Raw genomic sequence first — 20154 nt, 5'->3', positions numbered from 1 at the left:
TCATGATCACTTTTTCTGCCGCCGGAATGGTCAGTGCGTTAGGGAATAACCTTGACGAGATCGCGCAAAATTTGCAGGCCAACACGGCACCAGGCCTGGTGCCGGACCGTGATGGCTGGCTGCAGCAGGGGGAATGTTGGGTAGGGCGTGTCACCGGTGAGTTACCGGAAATCCCGCCACAGATGGCGCGATACAACAGCCGGAACAACCGCTTATTGCTCGCAGCACTGGCGCAAATTCGTCCGCAGGTGGATGAGGTGATAGCCCGTTTCGGCAATGAACGCGTAGCAGTGATTTTGGGAACCAGTACCTCGGGGCTGGATGAAGGTGACCGCATGGTGAGTGGCACCCATGCTGGCAATCCACCTGCGGCCTATCGCTATGGTCAGCAAGAACTCGGCGATCCCTCGCGTTTTCTCAGCGATTATCTGCAGCTTTTTGGCCCCGCATTGACGATTTCCACCGCCTGTTCTTCCAGTGCGCGAGCGATTATTACCGGTAAACGGTTGATTGAGTCCGGCATAGTCGATGCGGCGATTGTGGGCGGGGCCGATAGTTTAAGCCGGATGCCAGTCAACGGTTTTAACAGCCTGGAATCGTTAAGCAATACGCGCTGCAAACCGTTTAGCGCAGAACGTAATGGGATAACCATTGGTGAGGCCGGAGCGTTGATTTTACTGACGCAGCAGCCGGGGAACGTCCAGTTGCTGGGCGTGGGCGAATCATCCGACGCCTGGCATATGTCGGCCCCTCATCCTGAAGGCGTGGGGGCGATTCGCGCGATAGAAATGGCGCTGCATGAGGCTAAACTCACCGCGCAGGAGATTGGCTATATTAATATGCATGGCACCGCCACGCGTCTGAATGACGAAATCGAAGCGAAAGTGGTGAATCAACTTTTCGGCGAAACCGTTCCTTGTAGCTCCACTAAACATCTGACAGGCCATACGTTAGGCGCCGCAGGTGCCTGTGAAGCAGTGCTCTGTTATTTGCTGTTATCGCAAGGTCTGCCGCTGCCGGCACAAGATTTCACTAACGCGCATCAAGACCTGACGCTTGCGCCTTGTGGTTTACTCGGCGCGCCGCAGCCATTCATCAAACCAATAATTCTGTCGAACTCATTTGCTTTTGGCGGTAACAATGCCAGCCTGATTTTTGGAGTGTCCCATGACTGATTTTCGTGCCCCGCACCACTATTTGCCGCACGAAGCACCCATGTGCCTGCTGGAGTCGGTAGTGGCGGTGCAACAAGAAAGTGCGCATTGTCGGGTGACGGTTAGCCACCATGGAGTGCTGGCGCCGTTTCTCAATGCGGACGGTCATTTGCCTGGCTGGTTTGCCATCGAACTTATCGCCCAGACGGTGGGTGTGTGGTCTGGCTGGCATGCGATGAACAACGGCGAAGAAGCAAGCCGCGTGGGGATGCTGCTGGGCGGGCGAGGATTACGCTGTCCGGCCGGGAGTTTTGCCCAGGGATTGCAGCTGGATTGCCATGTTACGCTTCTGATGCGTGATGAAAAAATTGGTAGTTTTGAAGGACAAATTCTCGCGGACGGTAACGTACTGGCGAGCGGGCGAGTGAACACCTATCAGCCTGATAATAAAGAATTAGAACAGTTATTTTAATGGCATGATTTTCCAGGTCGGGCTAGCGCCGCGCCCCCGACAATGTGGATGAAAGTGGTGGATGACGCTGACGCTTATCCACCCTACAGAACGGATAATAATAAGTCTGACCCAAAATAATTCGAGTTGCTTTATTTTAATGGCATGTTTTTCCAGGTCGGGCTAGCGCCGCGCCCCCGACAATGCGGATGAAAGTGGTGGATGACGCTGACGCTTATCCACCCTACAAAAAGGATAATAATAATTCTTATGACTCAAACGGTATTAGTAACCGGTGCCAGCAAGGGGATCGGCAGGGCGATTGCCTGTGGACTGGCGGCAGACGGATTTGCGGTGGTGGTGCACTACCATCGTGACGAAATGGGCGCACGGCAAACGCTTGAGCAGTTAACAGCTCAGGGCGGAACGGGGCGCGTCATGCAGTTTGATAGCGCTGACCGCAGCCAGTGCCGCAATGTTATTGAAGCTGACATCGAAACTCACGGCGCTTATTGGGGCGTGGTCAATAACGCAGGTATCACTCGTGACGGTGCATTTCCCGCGCTGAGCGATGACGATTGGGACGGGGTAATTCGTACCAATCTCGACAGTTTTTACAACGTGATCCAACCGTGTGTGATGCCCATGATTGGCCTGCGCAAAGGGGGCAGAATCATCACGCTGTCGTCAGTTTCAGGGCTGATGGGGAACCGTGGACAGGTGAATTACAGTGCTGCAAAAGCGGGGATCATTGGCGCGACGAAAGCGCTGGCTATCGAGTTGGCGAAACGCAAAATCACCGTAAACTGCATCGCGCCTGGCCTGATAGATACCGGAATGATTGAAATGGAAGAGGTAGCGCTAAACGAAGCCATGCGCCTGATCCCACTGCAACGGATGGGCCAGCCAGAAGAAGTGGCGGGGCTTGCGCGTTATTTGATGTCGCCCGTTGCCGCCTACGTGACGCGCCAGGTTATCTCCATCAACGGGGGTATGCTGTGATTCGCCGTGTAGTCGTTACAGGGATGGGCGGCGTGACGGCCTTTGGCGATAACTGGCAGGATGTGGCGACGGGTTTGAAGTCAGGTCAAAACGCGGTACGACACATGCCGGAATGGCAAATTTACGACGGCCTCAACACCATGCTCGGTGCGCCGGTGGATAATTTTACGCTCCCTGAACACTATACGCGTAAGCGCATTCGGGCGATGGGGCGCGTGTCGTTGCTGGCCACTCGTGCCACTGAACTGGCATTAATGCAGGCAGGTTTGCTGGACGATTCGATTCTCACCAGCGGCGAAACCGGTATTGCTTACGGTTCTTCGACCGGAAGCACCGGCCCGGTGAGCGAATTCGCCACCATGCTGACCGAAAAGCATACCCGCAATATTACCGGCACCACATACGTGCAGATGATGCCGCATACCGCTGCGGTGAATACCGGACTGTTCTTTGGTTTGCGTGGTCGCGTGATCCCCACATCCAGCGCGTGTACCTCGGGCAGCCAGGCGATTGGTTATGCCTGGGAAGCGATTCGCCACGGCTATCAGACCGTGATGGTCGCCGGAGGGGCAGAAGAGTTATGCCCTTCGGAAGCGGCGGTATTTGACACGCTGTTTGCCACCAGCCAGCGCAACGATCGTCCGAAAAGCACGCCATCTCCATTTGATAAGCAGCGCGATGGGCTGGTGATTGGCGAAGGTGCGGGCACTTTGATCCTTGAGGATCTGGATCATGCGCTGGCGCGTGGTGCGACGATTTACGCTGAGATCGTCGGCTTCCATACCAATTGCGATGCGGCGCATATCACCCAGCCGCAGAAAGAAACCATGCAAATTTGTATTGAAAGCGCCCTGCGTTCGGCAGGGCTTTCGGCCAGCGACATCGGCTACATTAACGCCCATGGCACGGCGACTGACCGTGGCGACATTGCTGAAAGCCACGCTACAGCAGCGGTATTTGGTGCTAACACACCTATCTCCTCGCTGAAAAGCTACCTCGGTCATACGCTCGGCGCATGTGGTGCACTGGAAGCGTGGATGAGTATCGAAATGATGCGCGAAGGCTGGTTTGCCGAAACGCTGAATTTGACTCAACCCGACGATGCATGTGGCGAACTGGATTACATCATCAGTGAAGCGCGCAAAATCGAGACTGAATTTGTGCAGAGCAATAATTTTGCCTTTGGCGGGATTAACACCTCACTGGTGATGCGCCGTTGGCAGTAAATGACTATCAGCTGGCATTTGGCGATGTGGCGTGTGTCTTTAATGATGCCTGCGCCACTCGCTGGCTGTCGCCTGAATTGCTGCAGGATGCGCCAACAGGGCTGCGCCGCGCAGACTGGATTGCCGCCAGGATCCTGCTAGCAAGGCTACTTAACGAGGGACCCTTGCCAAGATTAATCCATGGCGCACAAGGTAAACCCTATCATCCGGCGTTGCCCGAATTTAATATCAGCAACCATGCCACCCGAGTGGCGGTGTTGGTGGGGAGCAGGGAAGTCGGTTGTGATATCGAACAAATCCGCCCACGGGCGCGGTTTATGGCGATAGCCCGCCACAGTTTCGACGAGCCATTATGTGACTGGCTGGAATCTTTGCCCGACGCCCAACAAATCCCGCAATTCTGGCGTATCTGGACGGCACACGAAGCGGTACTCAAGCAGCGTGGCGGCACGGTCTGGCAAATGGAACAGCTGCGTTTGCCGCTGCAGACACTTTGCCCGCCAGACCGCCATCTTATTCACGTCAACGTTGGCGACATACTGATCGCCTGTTGCGGCGAGAAACCTTTTCCGGATGGCTTTTCACCTGAACTGATTATTGTTCCCGCGTTGTAGAGATGTCGCAGCGCTAAATCGACCTGATAGTGGGTGTCTATCTCATTCCTTCTCCAGTTCGGTAGGTTTAGACTACTCTCAAAGACTAACTGGAGATTTCCTAATGAGCGAAAGATTGTCGGTGATACAAGGTGATATCACCCACGCTAAGGTTGATGTCATCGTCAACGCGGCGAATTCATCCCTGATGGGTGGCGGTGGTGTGGATGGCGCAATTCATCGCGCGGCAGGTCCTGCATTACTGGCGGCATGCAAAGTGATTGTTCAACAGCAAGGCGAATGCGCCCCAGGTCATGCGGTGATCACCGAAGCCGGAAATATTCCTGTTAAAGCGGTGATTCATGCCGTTGGCCCGGTCTGGCAGGGTGGTGAAAAGCATGAAGCGGAATTGCTGGAACAAACTTATCGCAACAGTCTGGATTTAGCTGCTGCCAATGGTTATCGCACCCTGGCGTTTCCGGCAATCAGTACCGGCGCGTACGCTTTCCCAAAAGAGCAGGCCGCTAAAATAGCCGTCGAGACGGTTTATCGATATATCGGTCTGCGACCGTTACCGGAAGAAGTGGTTTTTGTCTGTTTCGATGATGAAAACACCCGTATTTATCAACAACTGCTTGCCCAACTCTAACGTGAAGAACCTACACGGTACCCGCCTTGGGCGAGCAATTATCCCGGTGCTTGCCGAGCATCCGGGCATGAGTGGTATTCATCCCCTTGCGGATAGCCTCGATGCATTCGCCGCGCGTTATCTGCTGTGCGGCATGGCGGAGAAAACCCTCGATGTGCAGTATTACATCTGGCAGGACGACATGTCGGGACGGCTGTTGTTTAGCGCGTTACTGGCAGCGGCTGACCGTGGGGTGAAAGTGAGGCTGTTGCTCGATGATAACAATACCAACGGGCTGGATAGCGTTTTAGAGCTGCTCAATTCCCATCCTCAAATAGAAGTTCGGCTGTTTAATCCCTTTTCATTCCGCCTGTTTCGCGCGCTTGGCTACCTGACCGACTTTGCCCGGCTTAATCGCCGCATGCATAACAAGAGTTTCACCGTGGATGGCGAAACGACGATTGTCGGCGGGCGTAATGTCGGCGATGCCTACTTTGGTGTCGGTAAACAACCGCTGTTTTCAGATTTAGATGTGCTGGCGGTTGGGCCGGTGGTTGCTAATGTCAGCGAGGATTTTGAGCGTTACTGGAACAGCCAGTGCGTATCGACGCTAGCCAAAGTGCTCGACGTTGACCCGGATGTGCTACAGCAAAAAGTGCAGTTGCCTGAAGACTGGCGCAATGACCCGATGGCGCGACGCTATCTTGATCGCCTGACCACCAGCCAGTTTGCGACGGACCTTGTCTCCCGAACGCTGAATATGTACTGGGCTAAGACGCGGTTACTCAGCGACGATCCGCGTAAAGGGCAGGGAAGGGCGCGTAATCACACCTTATTGCCGCAACGTCTGATGAACGTGATTGGCATGCCGAAGCAGGAGATAGACATTATTTCTGCTTATTTCGTCCCGACTCGTGCGGGTATCGCCCAAATTCTCGGGCTGGTACGCAAAGGGGTGAAAATCGCCATTCTCACGAACTCGCTGGCCGCTAATGACGTAGCAGTGGTGCACGCCGGATACGCCCGCTGGCGCAAGAAATTGCTGCGACACGGTGTTGAGTTATATGAATTAAAGCCTGAACATGATGGCCCGCGCAGGCCGCGCGATCGCGGTTTAACCGGTAATTCAGGCTCGAGCCTGCACGCAAAAACCTTCAGTGTGGATAAGCAAAAAGTGTTTATCGGTTCATTCAATTTTGACCCGCGCTCGGCAATGCTGAATACCGAAATGGGATTTGTGATTGAAAGTGAAGTGCTGGCGCAGGATATCCACCAACGTTTTACCCAGAGCCAGAAAGAAGCAGCCTGGGCGCTGCGGTTAGACCGCTGGGGACGTGTGAATTGGGTGGAAACTCGCGAGGGTAAAGAGATTGTCTGGAAGAAAGAACCCCACACCCGCTTTTGGCAGCGGGTGATGGTGAGACTGGTTTATCGATTACCGATCGAGTGGCTACTCTAAAACTTATGTCGGAGGCGCTTCGCTTGTCCGATCTGTGAAAGGAAGTTGTAGGGTGGATAAACGCCAGCGTCATCCACCTTTTTTCATGAATTAATTCGTCACTTTCACTGCGACATTCTGCGGCTTGCCCGAGAACAGGAAGCGCAGGAGTGGGATCCGCAGATGGATTTCATACAAAATCACCGCGATACCGACCACAAAGATCAAACCTGTAATAAAGCCCAACGCGTTTGAATGAATGTGCGGCGTGATATACGCGCCGAAGAACAGCGTCAGCGGGTGGTGCACCAGATAAATAAACAGCGATGCATTCACGAAATAGGTGACACGCTTAGACTGGAAGTTCAGCAGTTTATGGCCGAGTGAGAACACCACGTTGACCATCCACAGGCCTAACACCATGGTAATAACGCTTTCGGTTTCATACATCCAGGCATCGCCGCTGCCATAACGCTGGTTCAAAAGGTAGGCGCAAAATGCCAGCGCCGCGCCGGCATAACACCCTGGCGATGGCGTGGTAAACAGTGCTTTTAGTTGCGGACGCACAAACACGAGTGCACCGAGCATGAAGAACGGCAGATAAAACAGCGTCTGCATCACCACGAAGTTAAACAGGCCGTCACTTAAAATCGGTGAGTAAACAATAAAAATAGTGCGGCGAATGGCACCGTATAAAATCCCGAACCCGATAAACGCGATTGAGAGCTTTCCTAAAGTCAGGGTTGAGGCATTATTTTCTGGCGTATTTTCAAGGCGCGCTTTCATCTGTTGAAACAAAAATAAACAGACCGTCGTCAGCACCACCATCACTAACAAAAACCACAGGTGGGAAACCAGTTCCCAAACCAGGGTGTTGTATTTTTCGTATGGGGTCAGTCCCGGCCAGTTTTTGGCTTTGTCATTAACGTGTTGCAGCATTAAAAATTGCGGAAGCGTCAGCAAGGGGATTGCCGTCAACATCGGGATGCCTACACGCTCAACGCGCACTTTCCACCAGCGTTTAAGCGGGTAGCGCAGAAAAAGCATGTAAGAGAAATAACCTGAAATAACAAAAAACACCTGCATGCGGAACGAGTGAATGAAGTCATTAAACAGGGTTAATCCCCATGACGCTTGTGCACTGTTAACATGCCAATGGTGGCTTGAATAGATGAGCGAGATATGGAACGGAATGCCTAAAAGCATTAACCAGGCCCGGATTGAATCCAGGAAAAACTCGCGTTGTTGTGGTGCTTTACTCATAATACTCCAGACATTATCGGACGAATCGCCTTATCCTTAAGAACATATCCCAATAGGCTTGAAGTCCCATACGGTATCAATTCCGTGGCAACCCTACACTAACCATGACATCCTGTCTCCAGGATGGGCTCTGAAAGCGTAAGCAGTTGTCTTTTTTTGTTTAAAGGCTGAGCCAGCGTGCTGAACAATGCGGGTATTTGGTTGTCGGAAAGCAGAAGTTTCCATTAAAATGGATTGGATTGATTTAAGCACACAAAGGGGGATGTGCTGGTTAATATGAAACATAAACTAAAAATGATGAAAATGTGTGGGCTCGGTGCAGCGGTAGTGCTGTCACTTTATACCACCTCGGTTTGGGCCTTCACCATCGATGATGTCGCAAAACAAGCGAAAACATTAGCGGGCAAAAGCTACGAAGCACCGAAAAGCAATCTGCCTTCGCTTTTCCGCGACATGAAATATGCGGATTATCAGCAGATCCAGTTCAATCACGATAAAGCCTACTGGAGCAAGTTAAAGACCCCATTTAAGCTTGAGTTTTATCATCAGGGTATGTACTTCGACACCCCGGTTGCTATCAATGAAGTGACAGCGACTGCGGTTCATAAGATCAAGTACAACCCGGATTACTTTAATTTCGGTAATGTAAAACACGATAAAGACACCGTGAAAGATCTCGGCTTTGCCGGGTTCAAAGTGCTCTATCCGATCAACAGCAAAGATAAAAACGACGAAATTGTCAGCATGCTCGGGGCGAGTTATTTCCGTGTGATTGGCTCAGGTCAGGTTTATGGTCTGTCTGCTCGTGGTTTAGCTATCGATACGGCTTTGCCATCTGGTGAAGAGTTCCCACGTTTCCGTGAGTACTGGATTGAACGCCCGAAAACGGGTGACAAAACGCTGACCCTCTATGCGTTGCTCGATTCCCCTCGTGCTACGGGTGCATATCGCTTTGTGATTACCCCTGGACGCGACACCGTGGTCAACGTGCAGTCGAAAGTCTATCTGCGCGATAAAGTTGGCAAGCTGGGTGTTGCCCCGCTGACCAGTATGTTCCTGTTTGGGCCAAATCAGCCGTCACCAAGCACCAACTTCCGTCCTGAATTACATGACTCCAACGGTCTGTCGATTCATGCCGGTAACGGTGAGTGGATTTGGCGTCCGCTGAACAACCCGAAACATCTGGCGGTGAGTTCCTTCGCGACAGAAAATCCGGTTGGCTTTGGTTTGCTGCAGCGTGGCCGTCAGTTCTCTCGTTTTGAAGATCTTGACGATCGTTACGATCAGCGTCCGAGTGCCTGGGTTGCACCACAAGGTGATTGGGGCAAAGGTCGCGTCGAGCTGGTGGAAATTCCAACCAACGACGAAACCAATGACAACATCGTTGCTTACTGGACTCCGGATCAACTGCCGGAACCAGGCAAAGAGATGAACTTCAAGTACACCATTACCTTCAGCCGTGACGAAGACAAAATGCATGCGCCAGATAATGCGTATGTTGCGCAGACTCGCCGCTCAACCGGTGATGTGAAACAGTCCAATCTGATTCGCCAACCTGATGGCACCATTGCATTTGTGCTGGATTACGTCGGCGCGGACATGAAAAAACTGCCGCAAGATACGCCGGTTACTGCTCAAACCAGCATTGGTGACAATGGTGAAATCGTTGACAGCCAGGTCCGTTATAACCCAGTGACGAAAGGCTGGCGTATGACGGTACGTGTGAAAGTCAAAGATGAGAAGAAACCGACTGAAATGCGTGCAGCGCTGGTCAATGGTGATCAAACGTTGAGTGAAACCTGGAGCTACCAGCTACCTGCCAATGAATAAGTTTACTGATACTGCGTCTGATTATATTGATGCTCTTCCGCTTTCTGCCGGGCAGAAGGCGGCTCTACCTGCATCGGATCTGCAAGCGGTGCACGAGGCGCTTGATGCGCAAGGGCACCATTATGACCGCGCCGATGATTCCCCTTTAGCCTCGGTAAAGGCCCGGCTCGAAGCGAGCTGGCCTGGCTCATTAGGTGGTGAACAACTGATTGAGGATGAAGAAGGGCGCACCCAGTTGCAGGCCATGCCTAAAGCAACGCGCGCTTCTATGTTCCCTGATCCGTGGCGCACCAACCCGATTGGGCGATTCTGGGATCGTTTACGCGGGCGGGAAGTGAATCCTCGCTATATGTCGAAAGAAGAGGCCGAAGCTGAGCAGAAATGGCGTACCGTCGGGACGATTCGACGTTACATTCTGCTGCTGCTGACCATTTCTCAGACTGTGGTTGCAACCTGGTACATGAAGACCATTCTGCCTTACCAGGGTTGGGCGCTGATTAATCCATCCGACATGCTCGGCCAGGATTTGTGGGTCTCCTTCATGCAGCTGCTGCCGTATGTGCTTCAGACCGGCATCCTGATTCTGTTTGCGATTCTGTTCTGTTGGGTCTCGGCCGGTTTCTGGACCGCGCTGATGGGCTTCCTTCAGCTACTGATGGGCAAAGATAAATACAGTATCTCTGCTTCAACGGTCGGTGATGAGCCAATTGATCCGGCGAATCGCACCGCGTTGATTATGCCTATTTGTAACGAAGACGTTGACCGCGTATTTGCGGGTCTGCGTGCGACGTGGGAATCGGTAAAAGCGACCGGCCAGCAGCAACACTTCGATGTTTACATCCTGAGCGACAGCTACAACCCGGATATCTGTGTTGCTGAGCAAAAAGCGTGGATGGAGCTGATTAGCGAAGTGCAGGGCGAAGGGCAGATTTTCTACCGTCGCCGCCGTCGTCGTGTGAAGCGTAAAAGTGGCAACATCGATGACTTCTGCCGTCGTTGGGGCAACCAGTACAGCTACATGGTGGTGTTGGATGCTGACTCCGTGATGACCGGTGACTGCCTGACCAACCTGGTGCGCTTGATGAATGCTAACCCGAATGCGGGCATCATTCAGTCTTCTCCAAAAGCGTCCGGCATGGACACCCTGTATGCACGTTGCCAGCAGTTTGCGACTCGCGTCTACGGGCCGCTGTTTACCGCTGGTCTGCACTTCTGGCAGTTGGGCGAATCTCACTACTGGGGGCATAACGCCATTATCCGCGTTAAGCCGTTCATCGAGCACTGTGCGTTAGCGCCGTTGCCTGGTGAAGGTTCATTCGCTGGTTCCATCCTTTCTCACGACTTCGTGGAAGCGGCACTGATGCGCCGTGCGGGCTGGGGCGTCTGGATTGCTTACGACTTGCCGGGTTCTTATGAAGAACTGCCGCCGAACTTGCTGGATGAACTCAAGCGTGACCGCCGTTGGTGCCACGGTAACTTGATGAACTTCCGTTTGTTCCTGGTAAAAGGCATGCACCCGGTTCACCGTGCGGTGTTCCTGACGGGTGTCATGTCCTACCTGTCTGCGCCGTTGTGGTTTATGTTCCTCGCGTTATCCACGGCATTGCAGGTGGTGCACGCGTTGACAGAACCGCAATACTTCCTGCAACCGCGCCAGTTGTTCCCGGTGTGGCCGCAGTGGCGTCCAGAACTGGCGATTGCATTGTTCGCTTCCACCATGGTGTTGCTGTTCCTGCCGAAGCTTCTGAGCATCATTTTGATTTGGTGCAAAGGTTCGAAAGAGTTCGGTGGCTTCTTCCGCGTGACGGCATCGCTGTTGCTCGAAGTGCTGTTCTCCGTGCTGTTAGCACCGGTGCGTATGCTGTTCCACACCGTGTTTGTGGTCAGCGCGTTCCTCGGTTGGGAAGTGGTCTGGAACTCGCCGCAGCGTGATGATGACTCCACTCCATGGGGTGAAGCCTTCATGCGCCACGGTTCTCAGCTGTTGCTGGGTCTGGTTTGGGCAGTGGGTATGGCGTGGCTGGATTTGCGTTTTCTGTTCTGGCTGGCGCCAATCGTCTTCTCGCTGATCCTCTCTCCGTTCGTGTCGGTGATTTCAAGCCGCTCAACGATAGGCTTACGCACTAAGCGCTGGAAACTGTTCCTGATCCCGGAAGAGTATTCTCCTCCGCAGGTTCTGGTGGATACAGACAAGTACCTGAAGCTTAACCGCAGTCGTACGCTGGAAGATGGCTTTATGCACGCGGTGTTTAACCCGTCGTTTAATGCCCTGGCAACCGCGATGGCAACGGCGCGTCACCGTGCCAGTCAGGTGCTGGAGATTGCCCGTGATCGTCACGTTGAGCAGGCGCTTAATGAAACGCCTGAGAAACTCAACCGCGATCGTCGCTTAGTGTTATTAAGCGACCCGGTCACTCTGTCTCGTCTGCATTACCGTGTGTGGTCGAACCCGGAACGTTACTCTTCCTGGGTGGATAACTATAAAACGGTTAACCTGAACCCTGAGGCGTTAACGTCTAAATAGGGCGCGAAACGTATCATCAGTGCCGACCTTAGGGTCGGCATTTTTTTGGAGTCAAAATGTGTTAAGAATTTTTGTGGTCGCGTTATGCGCCTGCTTACTAAGCGGCTGCGGTAGTATTATTAGTCGTGCGGTACCGGGGCAGGGACATGGAAACCAGTATTACCCCGGTGTGCAGTGGGATGTGCGTGACGGCGCATGGCGCTATATCACGGTGCTTGATTTACCCTTTTCACTGGTCTTCGACACGTTGTTACTGCCGATTGATGCCAGCCATGGGCCTTATGAGTAAATCTTATCGTTCATCCCATTCATCAGCCGCAGTCTGTCCTTCTTCGGTATCCAGAGGCGGCTCCAGTTGGAATTCACCTTCGTCCCATTCATGCAGCGTATTTTCTTCAATCCACTCCTGACGTAACTCAATTTCGTCGTAGTCGCCATCAAAGACGCTCTGCGCTGCTTCCCCGCTGACCATTGGCAAGCATTCTCCATCCTCACTGTCATCAGCAAAGAACTCGGCTTGCCACATAATATCCCCGTCCTGAAGAATGTATTTCTGAATGTTCAGTTGTTGAACGCTGGCACTCTCTTCATCAAGCTCAGGGTTATCAACGAGGAAAAGCTCGCGAGCGGCATCAATGGCCTCTTCCAGTGTCGCGTACAGGCTCATAATCATCTCCTTTTCATACAGGTCAGGGTGGGCGCTACGGCGCGATTTCAAGTTAATTGTTGACGCTCTTCGCAAAGTTGCAAGTATGAGATTTAATCCTCGTCATACTTCGAGCCGCAGGCGCGTTGGCTTCACCCGTGCGCCCCAGTCACATAGTTATCTATGCTCCTGGCGACTTACGGGCTGGCCGCCTTCCTGCAACTTGAATTATTTAGAGGATTAGGGCGTTACTCTTCTAAAACCCGTGCGCGAGCGGTTGGGCGGCGCAGGGTAATCCATGAGTAAAGCGCGTTGAAGAGTACGACGCAGGCGGTGACTAAAAACACCGTGCGGAAGCCGTAACTGGCTGAAACTGCCGCCCCGACTAACGGGCCGGTGACGTTACCAATATCACGAAATGACTGGTTGTAGCTGAATATTCTCCCGGCGATCTGGTTGCTGGAGTTGTAAATAAGCAGAGTTTGAACGGCAGGAAGCAGTGCGCCATCCGCGGCACCCAACAGAAAACGGAGCACCCCTAATTGCCAGGGATTTTGCACCATCGACATTGGGATCAGCAACAAGACGGAAACGACCAGGGCGCAAATTAAAATTCTTTCAGGGCCAATTCTGTCACCCAGTTTCCCCAACCGTGGCGCACTGATCAAAGCAGCCACGCCTGGCACAGAAGCTATCATCCCGCTGATAAATGCCAGATTGCTGACATTCCCCGCCAGCTCACGCACATATAGCGTCAGAATCGGTGCGATAGAGCCGGTCGCTACCTGAATAATCATGGTGGTGACAAAAAGACTTAGCACCAGGCGCGGGTTTTTAAGTGAAGTGAAGACCTGGCGTGCATGCAGCATGTCCTTCTTGTTGACGGGGGTAAACTGCTCGCGAATACAAAACAAGGTAAACACGAAACAGGTAAACAGCACGCTGGCGGTGATGAAAAATACCGGGCGCAGGCCGTAGGTATCCGCCAGAAAACCGCCAATCATCGGCCCCAGAAGTGCACCACTCACACCGCCAGTCGACAGCGTGCCCAACGCCCAGCCACTTTTATGACGCGGGACTTGGGTGGCAATCAGCGCGTTTGCGTTAGGAACAAAGCCGCCCAATAGCCCGAGCAGGGCGCGAAGGGCGAGAAATTGCCAGATATTGCTCGCAAAGCCCATCAGCACCATCACGATGGACATTCCTAGTGCTGAACGCAGCAGCATTATCTTGCGGCCTTTGCGGTCGGCGAGTCCGCCCCAGAAAGGTGATGCGATGGCTGAGAACAAAAAGGTGATACTGAAAACCACCCCAGACCACATGTTAAGTGCGCTATGTCCGGTCACGCCCAGATGTTCGACATAGAGCGGGAGGAACGGCATAACCAGGCTAAAGGCGACGCCGGTGAGAAAACACCCAAGCCATGCAACGGTGAGATTTCGTTTCCAGTTGATCGTGCCAGTGCTCTCGGGAAGAGTCATAAAACTCCAGTTCGGTGCAAAGAAGATGTGCTGAGAAATTATTACCTTGCTAATTATGCGCTTGTTGTTGAAGTGGGGCAATGTTTCTAAAACACAATTTTAGAATGACTAAAGGGTGGCAGAACGCCACCTGGCGATCGAGATTAATAGCGCGAAGGCGCACCTTCGGGGCGCGTTTTAAAGCGGCGATGCAGCCACATGTACTGCTCGGGTGCCATCATAATGCATTGCTCGATGATTTTATTCATCCAGATTGCCGTGCCTTCCGGTGTTTCCAGCGGCGGGGAAAACTCAGCGGGCAGAATAATCAGTTCATACCCTTTGCCGTCAGGTTTTCGGCGTGGAACCATCGGTACTATCGCGGCACCCGACATACGTGCAAGAGTGTATGTCCCCATGGTGGTAGCTGCCTCATCGACGCCAAAGAAAGGGACGAAAACACTACCGCGTGGACCGTAGTCGTGATCGGGTGCATACCAGATGATTTCGCCCTGCTTAAGGGCACGAATCATCCCTTTTAGGTCTTTACGGTCAATCATGCTTTTGTTTGAACGCATCCGGCCCCAGGTCTGTAACCAGTCGAGTAGGGGATTGTCATTGGGGCGATAAACACCGATGCCTGGCGTGTTCATACCGAACATGCGAGCGCCTAATTCAAGCGTCAGGAAGTGAATACCAATCAGCAGCACGCCGCGTTTGGCCTCTTGCACCGCATGGATTTGATCGACACCGGAAACATCACACCAGCGCTGAATACGCCAGGTTGGCCAGAACCAGGCAATGCCGGTTTCCATCAGGCCGAGTCCGACAGATTCGAAATTTTTCTCGAGATAGTATTCGCGTTCTTCCGCTGTTTTGTGGGGAAAGGCGAGTTCAAGATTGCGGCGGGTAATTCTGACGCGACGTTTCATAAATCGCCTGGCAAGTCGTCCAAGGCCGCGTCCGAGCCGGTAAATGACTGGGTAAGGGAGCAGAGTAATTAAATAAAGTAAGCCAATACCCAACCAGGTTCCCCAATAGCGGGGATGAAGCAGTGCGCGCGAGAATTGCGGTAAGTTCGTCATGTAAAACCTATTGTGACGGCAAATGCCGGATCTTCTTGAGTCACACTATTGTGACATTAATAAGGGAACATCCAAAATTAACGGGTGCAGAATGCTTGATATTCCACCAGTTGTTGTTTTTGGCGTGCAGAGATAAGTGAAATGTTACGCAAAATGCAGGGATGTAAATTAACGTTAATTGCTATATGATGCAGCCCACTTTTTTCTCTACGATTGCCGAGCGAACACCATGCCAGTGTTACACAACCGCATATCGAATGAAGAACTGCGTGTACGCATGCTGGCTGAAACCGAGCCGCGCACAACGATCTCATTCTATAAGTACTTCACCATTGAAGATCCAAAAACCACACGCGATGCACTTTACCAGGCATTTACTTCGTTAAATGTCTTTGGCCGCGTCTACCTCGCCCATGAAGGGATTAACGCGCAAATCAGCGTTCCACAAAGCCGTGTAGAGTCATTCCGCGAAGCACTTAACGGTTTTCATCCTGCGCTAAATGGCGTGCGACTGAATATTGCCCTCGAAGACGACGGCAAATCGTTTTGGGTATTACGCATGAAAGTCCGTGACCGTATAGTCGCGGATGGCATTGATGACCCGTCATTTGATGCCAGTAATGTCGGCGCTTATCTCAAAGCGGCAGACGTGAATGCCATGCTCGACGACCCGGAAGCGGTGTTTATCGATATGCGCAACCATTACGAATACGAAGTGGGCCATTTCCAGGATGCGATGGAAATCCCCGCAGATACTTTCCGTGAACAGTTGCCAAAAGCGGTCGACATGTTGCAGGAAGACAAAGACAAGAAAATTGTCATGTATTGTACGGGTGGGATCCGCTGCGAGAAAGCCAGCGCCTGGATGCTGCACAATGGTTTTAAGAATGTTTATCACATTGAAGGCGGGATCATCGAGTACGCACGACGTGCGCGTGAACAGGGCATTCCGGTGCGTTTTGTCGGCAAAAACTTTGTTTTCGACGAACGTATGGGCGAGCGAATTTCTGATGAAGTGATTGCTCATTGCCATCAGTGTGGCGCGTCTTGCGACAACCATACCAACTGCAAAAATGACGGCTGCCATCTGCTGTTTATTCAGTGCCCGAGCTGTGCTGAGAAATTTGCCGGATGCTGTAGCGACATTTGCCGTGAAGAACTGGCTCTGTCTCCGGAAGAGCAGCGTCGTCGTCGTGCAGGACGGGAAAACGGTAATAAGATTTTCAACAAATCCCGCGGTGCGTTGAATACGACGTTAGGGATCCCGGAGCCTAAGTAAGAGCAAAGGGGTAAACTTCTTTCCCAGGTCGGAAGGCGCTTCGCTTATCCGACCGTATTACATCTTACCCCTCCTCGATCACGACTTAAAACGCGCAAGCGAAAATGGCGTCAGATCGAAACTCGACTCTTTGCCTAACGCAAACTGGCAGGCTATCTCCCCCAGCACCGAGGCGAACTTAAAGCCGTGTCCACTTAGACCGGTGATCACCAGTGTGTTGTCATGGCCCGGCAGGGTATCAATTATAAAGTCTTCATCCGGTGACATATCATACGTGCAAGCGGCACCATGCATGCAGACGCCAACGCCTGGCATTATCTGGCGTAAGAAGCTGAACACTTCACTTCCGTCAGTTGCAACGGCACCAAACGGCTTACGCTGTTGTGGCTCGCTTATTTGTTGACCACCATTATGTTTGCCCAGCTTCAGCTCGTTATCTTCACCCGCCGGGAAACCGTAATACTGGTTGCCATCTGGCAGTTCGGCGGTAAAAGCAGGGAAATGATTTTTTTCACTGTAGCGTCCATCCGCCTGATGCCAGCTGAAGATTTTACGCACCGGGGAGACAGGCAGTTCAGGTAACAGTTTCGTGACCCAGGTTCCGGCACTGACCAGCAGTTTATCCGCAGTAAATTCACCTTCTGGCGTGTTGACCACCACACCTTCGGCGGTATGACGGATTTCGGTTACCGGGCAATTAAACAGCTGCGCACAGCCACCCTGGTTTGCCAGTCGAATGTAGGTCTTAACCGCCAGTTCGCTACGCAGTACGCCAGAGTTGGGCTCAAACAAGCCAAGATAGTTTTCGGGAACGGTTATTTGCGGCCAGCGGGTCATCACTTCTTGCGCGCTTAACGTTTCTAGCGGCAATGACCAGTTTTGCGCACTGCGCTGCACGGTGGAGATAAACGTTGAATCAGACGGACCGAGGTTAATCACGCCGGTCCGATGAAACACTTTCTCGCCGCTGATTTCTTGTAATGCATCCCACAGTTTTTGCGCGCGTAATACCAGAGGGACATATTTTTCCCCTTCGCCATAGGCGTGGCGCATCAGGCGGGTATCGCCGTGGTGGCTACCTTGTTGATGAGGTGGATGGCAACTATCGATCATCAGGACGTTCAAGCCGGAATGTGTTGCATAGCACCCGGCAGCTGCGCCTACAGAACCACTTCCGACGATGATAAGATCATAATGCATGACACTGTTCTCTCTGACAGAAATTATATAGCAGGGTAATTAATTCCCGGTTAGCTGGCAATTAAGCAAACCTGAAAAATAAAAAAGGCACCTTTTCGGTGCCTTGCGTTATTTGGGCAGCATCGACAATCAATGCTTACGATAATCGCTTACCTGGTAATCACTGGATTCAATCTTAGCAATGCCGGCTTCAAGAATTGATATAAATTGCCGGGCAACATCCGTGGTCAGCCATAAAGTTTGACCGATTTCAGTTTCGTCGTGCTTTTGCGTATTCGAGGTCAGGTAGTGCAGGCGAAGCATCAGCGCGTCGTAGCTATCTACGGTGCTGATGTCCCATCCGACAAGGGGATGGGTCTGGATAACATCACTATTTTTTTCCATCATAACCCCTTTTATACGTGTGTTTAAGACAACGGTTCGCGAGGTTTAATGCTTGTTTAATGTGAAGCCAGTTAAGTATATCAATGATTAAGCTATTTCGACGGAGAAATAAATACCCTGCAACACTTTTTTTACATTAAAGGGTTTATTTGTTCATTAATTCGGCGTTTATGGTTTCTTAAATCAGTGAATTCTGAGTTTGTTGGTTATTCTTCGAACTGAATATTTAACGTGGGATTTTTATTTGGCGAGATCATTTAAATACAAAAAAACCGGATGGCGACACCCGGCATAAAAACAACGAGGGAATTTTTTACCTGAAATGAGCAGCGACTCAATGTTAAGCCGGCCACCTTCCATGATGAGTTTTAATCCGCAGCAAACCAGTCGTCAGCGCTTTCCCAGGTCTCTTGCAATATTTCACTAATACGGTCGCGATCTTCTTTACTCGCCCCTAACACCGACAGGTTATTTGCCGCGGCATAACGCACCTGAACGTGGTTTTCGTTCTCAGGATAATGCTGAGTAACCCGGCGAGAAAGTTCGGTCGCAAGCGCGTCAATAGCGCCTGGTGGCAGAGATGTAGTTTTGGCAATAGTGACTTCAATACGCATAACAGCCCCCTGTAATACCCGTCATACTTCAAGTTATATCTTTGTTGGCGGCGTTGAGTCACCCGAATCACTTACCGATGAAAGTTCATCGTAATTCGTTCTCTTGCCGCCGCAATGCAACTCGAATTCTTTAGGGTTAATAATATACTGTATATGTATACAGCTATATTGTTCAGTATGCAACAGGGGGCATTAAAATTAAGCTTTTACTGACCAGTTAACTTGCTCACCGGCGAGGAACGGCACGATGCTGTCATCGCTGGTGGCGATAGTTTCTGGCATTTGAACCGGCGTACGTACCAGCTCAATCGTTTCTTCATTCACCGGCAGGCCATAGAAACGCGGGCCATTGAGCGAGGTAAAGGCTTCAAAGTGGCTCAGCGCGTTCATCTCTTCAAATACCGTCGCGTAAGCACCCAGCGCTGACGGGGCGTTAAAGCAACCCGCACAACCACAGCTGGCTTCTTTACGATGACGCGCGTGTGGCGCGGAATCTGTGCCGAGGAATACGCGGTCGCATCCGCTGGCAACCAGTTCGCGCAACGCTTCCTGGTGAACGCTGCGTTTTAAAATCGGCAAGCAATACAGGTGAGGGCGCACACCCCCAACCAACATGTGGTTGCGGTTAAACATCAGGTGCTGCGGAGTAATGGTCGCGGCAAGCAGGGAATTTCCTTCCTTCACATACTGCGCGGTATCTTTGGTGGTGATGTGTTCAAACACCACTTTCAGTTCCGGCAATTGCTTACGCAGCGGCTCCATAACGGTATCGATAAAACGCGCTTCACGGTCAAAAATATCAATATCAGCGTGAGTCACTTCGCCATGGATAAGCAGCGGCATACCCATTTTTTGCATGCGCTCAAGCACCGGTAAAATCGCGGCGGTGCTGGTGACACCATGGCTTGAGTTGGTGGTCGCATTGGCAGGATAGAGTTTTGCTGCGGTAAACACGCCTTCATTAAACCCACGTTCAACTTCATTCGGATCTAAAGAGTCGGTGAGATAACAGGTCATCAAAGGCTCGAAATTATGCCCTTGCGGCACCGCATCCAGAATACGCTGACGATAGGCAATGGCCGCTTCGACCGTTGTAACCGGTGGCACCAGGTTTGGCATAACAATCGCGCGACCATAAATTTCGCTGGTATAAGGCACCACCGTTTTTAGCATCTCACCATCACGAAGGTGAACATGCCAGTCGTCTGGGCGGCGAATTTTTAATACCTGAGGTAATACGGTCATGAAAGTGCTCCGGCTAGGAAGGATTTAACGATGATTTGTGCCGGACACAAAGAATAAGCGCAAACGTTTCGCTTTGCACCATTTTCGTTGAGATTTTGTTGGGGGAGAGACGATCCTCCCCCAACAAATCAG

19 protein-coding genes are annotated in these 20154 nt (G+C 51.9%); 11 read left to right on the top strand and 8 right to left on the bottom strand.

Annotated elements, in window-relative coordinates:
- Positions 1 to 2: 2 nt before the first annotated feature.
- From WBL83_RS03205 to WBL83_RS03175, 7 genes are all read left to right on the top strand, one after another.
- Positions 3 to 1175: a beta-ketoacyl-[acyl-carrier-protein] synthase family protein gene (locus WBL83_RS03205; RefSeq protein WP_424587765.1), complete on the top strand. Its 1173-nt coding sequence runs from the start codon at positions 3 to 5 to the stop codon at positions 1173 to 1175.
- Positions 1168 to 1626 (top strand): 3-hydroxy-fatty acyl-ACP dehydratase, encoded by a 459-nt coding sequence (locus WBL83_RS03200; protein ID WP_424587764.1) that lies wholly within the window; start codon positions 1168 to 1170, stop codon positions 1624 to 1626. Before WBL83_RS03205 ends, WBL83_RS03200 begins: the two co-directional genes overlap by 8 nt.
- Before the next feature lie 249 nt (positions 1627 to 1875).
- Positions 1876 to 2607 carry a 3-ketoacyl-ACP reductase FabG2 gene (locus WBL83_RS03195; RefSeq protein ID WP_424587763.1) on the top strand — a complete coding sequence of 244 codons (732 nt, stop codon included), beginning with the start codon at positions 1876 to 1878 and terminating at the stop codon, positions 2605 to 2607.
- Positions 2604 to 3833, top strand: coding sequence for a beta-ketoacyl-ACP synthase (locus WBL83_RS03190; RefSeq protein WP_424587762.1), 1230 nt, complete (start codon positions 2604 to 2606; stop codon positions 3831 to 3833). The genes WBL83_RS03195 and WBL83_RS03190 overlap by 4 nt, the downstream gene beginning before the upstream one ends.
- Entirely contained in the window at positions 3824 to 4447 is a 624-nt protein-coding gene (locus WBL83_RS03185) for a 4'-phosphopantetheinyl transferase superfamily protein (protein WP_424587761.1), read from the top strand. Before WBL83_RS03190 ends, WBL83_RS03185 begins: the two co-directional genes overlap by 10 nt.
- Before the next feature lie 103 nt (positions 4448 to 4550).
- A complete protein-coding gene (ymdB, locus tag WBL83_RS03180; protein WP_424587760.1) occupies positions 4551 to 5075 on the top strand; it encodes an O-acetyl-ADP-ribose deacetylase in 525 nt (174 codons plus the stop codon).
- A complete protein-coding gene (locus WBL83_RS03175) occupies positions 5029 to 6513 on the top strand; it encodes a phospholipase D family protein (RefSeq protein WP_424587759.1) in 1485 nt (494 codons plus the stop codon). The genes ymdB and WBL83_RS03175 overlap by 47 nt, the downstream gene beginning before the upstream one ends.
- Before the next feature lie 90 nt (positions 6514 to 6603).
- Here the strand turns inward: WBL83_RS03175 and mdoC are convergent, their stop codons facing one another.
- Complete coding sequence (mdoC, locus tag WBL83_RS03170; protein WP_424587758.1) at positions 6604 to 7755, bottom strand: glucans biosynthesis protein MdoC; 1152 nt, start codon at positions 7753 to 7755, stop codon at positions 6604 to 6606.
- Between the two features lie 294 nt (positions 7756 to 8049).
- Between mdoC and mdoG the strand changes: the two genes are divergently transcribed.
- From mdoG to WBL83_RS03155, 3 genes are all read left to right on the top strand, one after another.
- On the top strand, positions 8050 to 9585 hold the full coding sequence (gene mdoG, locus WBL83_RS03165; protein ID WP_424588033.1) for a glucans biosynthesis protein MdoG: 1536 nt from the start codon (positions 8050 to 8052) through the stop codon (positions 9583 to 9585).
- The gene (gene mdoH, locus WBL83_RS03160) at positions 9578 to 12109 is read left to right on the top strand and encodes a glucans biosynthesis glucosyltransferase MdoH (protein WP_424587757.1); all 2532 of its coding nucleotides are present in this window, start codon (positions 9578 to 9580) and stop codon (positions 12107 to 12109) included. The genes mdoG and mdoH overlap by 8 nt, the downstream gene beginning before the upstream one ends.
- A gap of 67 nt (positions 12110 to 12176) precedes the next feature.
- Positions 12177 to 12398 carry a YceK/YidQ family lipoprotein gene (locus tag WBL83_RS03155; protein WP_424588032.1) on the top strand — a complete coding sequence of 74 codons (222 nt, stop codon included), beginning with the start codon at positions 12177 to 12179 and terminating at the stop codon, positions 12396 to 12398.
- Between the two features lie 3 nt (positions 12399 to 12401).
- On the opposite strand, the gene WBL83_RS03150 is transcribed toward WBL83_RS03155, so the two are convergent.
- From WBL83_RS03150 to WBL83_RS03140, 3 genes are all read right to left on the bottom strand, one after another.
- Positions 12402 to 12776 carry a MysB family protein gene (locus WBL83_RS03150; RefSeq protein ID WP_424587756.1) on the bottom strand — a complete coding sequence of 125 codons (375 nt, stop codon included), beginning with the start codon at positions 12774 to 12776 and terminating at the stop codon, positions 12402 to 12404.
- A 227-nt stretch (positions 12777 to 13003) separates the two neighbouring features.
- Positions 13004 to 14236, bottom strand: a complete 1233-nt coding sequence (gene mdtG, locus WBL83_RS03145; protein ID WP_424587755.1) for a multidrug efflux MFS transporter MdtG — start codon at positions 14234 to 14236, stop codon at positions 13004 to 13006.
- 143 nt (positions 14237 to 14379) lie between these two features.
- Positions 14380 to 15300 (bottom strand): Kdo(2)-lipid IV(A) acyltransferase, encoded by a 921-nt coding sequence (locus WBL83_RS03140; RefSeq protein ID WP_424587754.1) that lies wholly within the window; start codon positions 15298 to 15300, stop codon positions 14380 to 14382.
- A gap of 229 nt (positions 15301 to 15529) precedes the next feature.
- On the opposite strand from WBL83_RS03140, the gene WBL83_RS03135 reads away from it, so the two are divergent.
- Positions 15530 to 16579 carry a rhodanese-related sulfurtransferase gene (locus tag WBL83_RS03135; RefSeq protein ID WP_424587753.1) on the top strand — a complete coding sequence of 350 codons (1050 nt, stop codon included), beginning with the start codon at positions 15530 to 15532 and terminating at the stop codon, positions 16577 to 16579.
- Between the two features lie 78 nt (positions 16580 to 16657).
- On the opposite strand, the gene solA is transcribed toward WBL83_RS03135, so the two are convergent.
- The 4 genes from solA to pyrC form a co-directional block, all read right to left on the bottom strand.
- Positions 16658 to 17779, bottom strand: a complete 1122-nt coding sequence (gene solA, locus WBL83_RS03130; RefSeq protein WP_424587752.1) for an N-methyl-L-tryptophan oxidase — start codon at positions 17777 to 17779, stop codon at positions 16658 to 16660.
- 129 nt (positions 17780 to 17908) lie between these two features.
- A complete protein-coding gene (gene bssS / locus WBL83_RS03125; RefSeq protein ID WP_064547911.1) occupies positions 17909 to 18163 on the bottom strand; it encodes a biofilm formation regulator BssS in 255 nt (84 codons plus the stop codon).
- Between the two features lie 368 nt (positions 18164 to 18531).
- On the bottom strand, positions 18532 to 18777 hold the full coding sequence (gene dinI, locus WBL83_RS03120; protein WP_424587751.1) for a DNA damage-inducible protein I: 246 nt from the start codon (positions 18775 to 18777) through the stop codon (positions 18532 to 18534).
- A 198-nt stretch (positions 18778 to 18975) separates the two neighbouring features.
- Positions 18976 to 20022: a dihydroorotase gene (gene pyrC / locus WBL83_RS03115; RefSeq protein ID WP_424587750.1), complete on the bottom strand. Its 1047-nt coding sequence runs from the start codon at positions 20020 to 20022 to the stop codon at positions 18976 to 18978.
- Positions 20023 to 20154: the final 132 nt, after the last annotated feature.

It is taken from the genome of Buttiauxella sp., assembly GCF_049686335.1.
GTDB lineage: Bacteria > Pseudomonadota > Gammaproteobacteria > Enterobacterales > Enterobacteriaceae > Buttiauxella.
The sequence above is the reverse complement of the archived record's forward strand: the minus strand, read 5'-3'. Positions and strand labels throughout refer to the sequence as shown.

Coding starts and splice junctions, on each gene's coding strand:
- WBL83_RS03205 (WP_424587765.1), top strand. CDS start 3: ATGATCACTTTTTCTGCCGCCGGAATGGTCAGTGCGTTAGGGAATAAC.
- pyrC (WP_424587750.1), bottom strand. CDS start 20,022: ATGACCGTATTACCTCAGGTATTAAAAATTCGCCGCCCAGACGACTGG.
- mdtG (WP_424587755.1), bottom strand. CDS start 14,236: ATGACTCTTCCCGAGAGCACTGGCACGATCAACTGGAAACGAAATCTC.
- WBL83_RS03200 (WP_424587764.1), top strand. CDS start 1,168: ATGACTGATTTTCGTGCCCCGCACCACTATTTGCCGCACGAAGCACCC.
- ymdB (WP_424587760.1), top strand. CDS start 4,551: ATGAGCGAAAGATTGTCGGTGATACAAGGTGATATCACCCACGCTAAG.
- WBL83_RS03150 (WP_424587756.1), bottom strand. CDS start 12,776: ATGAGCCTGTACGCGACACTGGAAGAGGCCATTGATGCCGCTCGCGAG.
- solA (WP_424587752.1), bottom strand. CDS start 17,779: ATGCATTATGATCTTATCATCGTCGGAAGTGGTTCTGTAGGCGCAGCT.
- WBL83_RS03175 (WP_424587759.1), top strand. CDS start 5,029: ATGATGAAAACACCCGTATTTATCAACAACTGCTTGCCCAACTCTAAC.
- dinI (WP_424587751.1), bottom strand. CDS start 18,777: ATGCGTATTGAAGTCACTATTGCCAAAACTACATCTCTGCCACCAGGC.
- WBL83_RS03195 (WP_424587763.1), top strand. CDS start 1,876: ATGACTCAAACGGTATTAGTAACCGGTGCCAGCAAGGGGATCGGCAGG.
- mdoH (WP_424587757.1), top strand. CDS start 9,578: ATGAATAAGTTTACTGATACTGCGTCTGATTATATTGATGCTCTTCCG.
- bssS (WP_064547911.1), bottom strand. CDS start 18,163: ATGGAAAAAAATAGTGATGTTATCCAGACCCATCCCCTTGTCGGATGG.
- mdoC (WP_424587758.1), bottom strand. CDS start 7,755: ATGAGTAAAGCACCACAACAACGCGAGTTTTTCCTGGATTCAATCCGG.
- mdoG (WP_424588033.1), top strand. CDS start 8,050: ATGATGAAAATGTGTGGGCTCGGTGCAGCGGTAGTGCTGTCACTTTAT.
- WBL83_RS03140 (WP_424587754.1), bottom strand. CDS start 15,300: ATGACGAACTTACCGCAATTCTCGCGCGCACTGCTTCATCCCCGCTAT.
- WBL83_RS03135 (WP_424587753.1), top strand. CDS start 15,530: ATGCCAGTGTTACACAACCGCATATCGAATGAAGAACTGCGTGTACGC.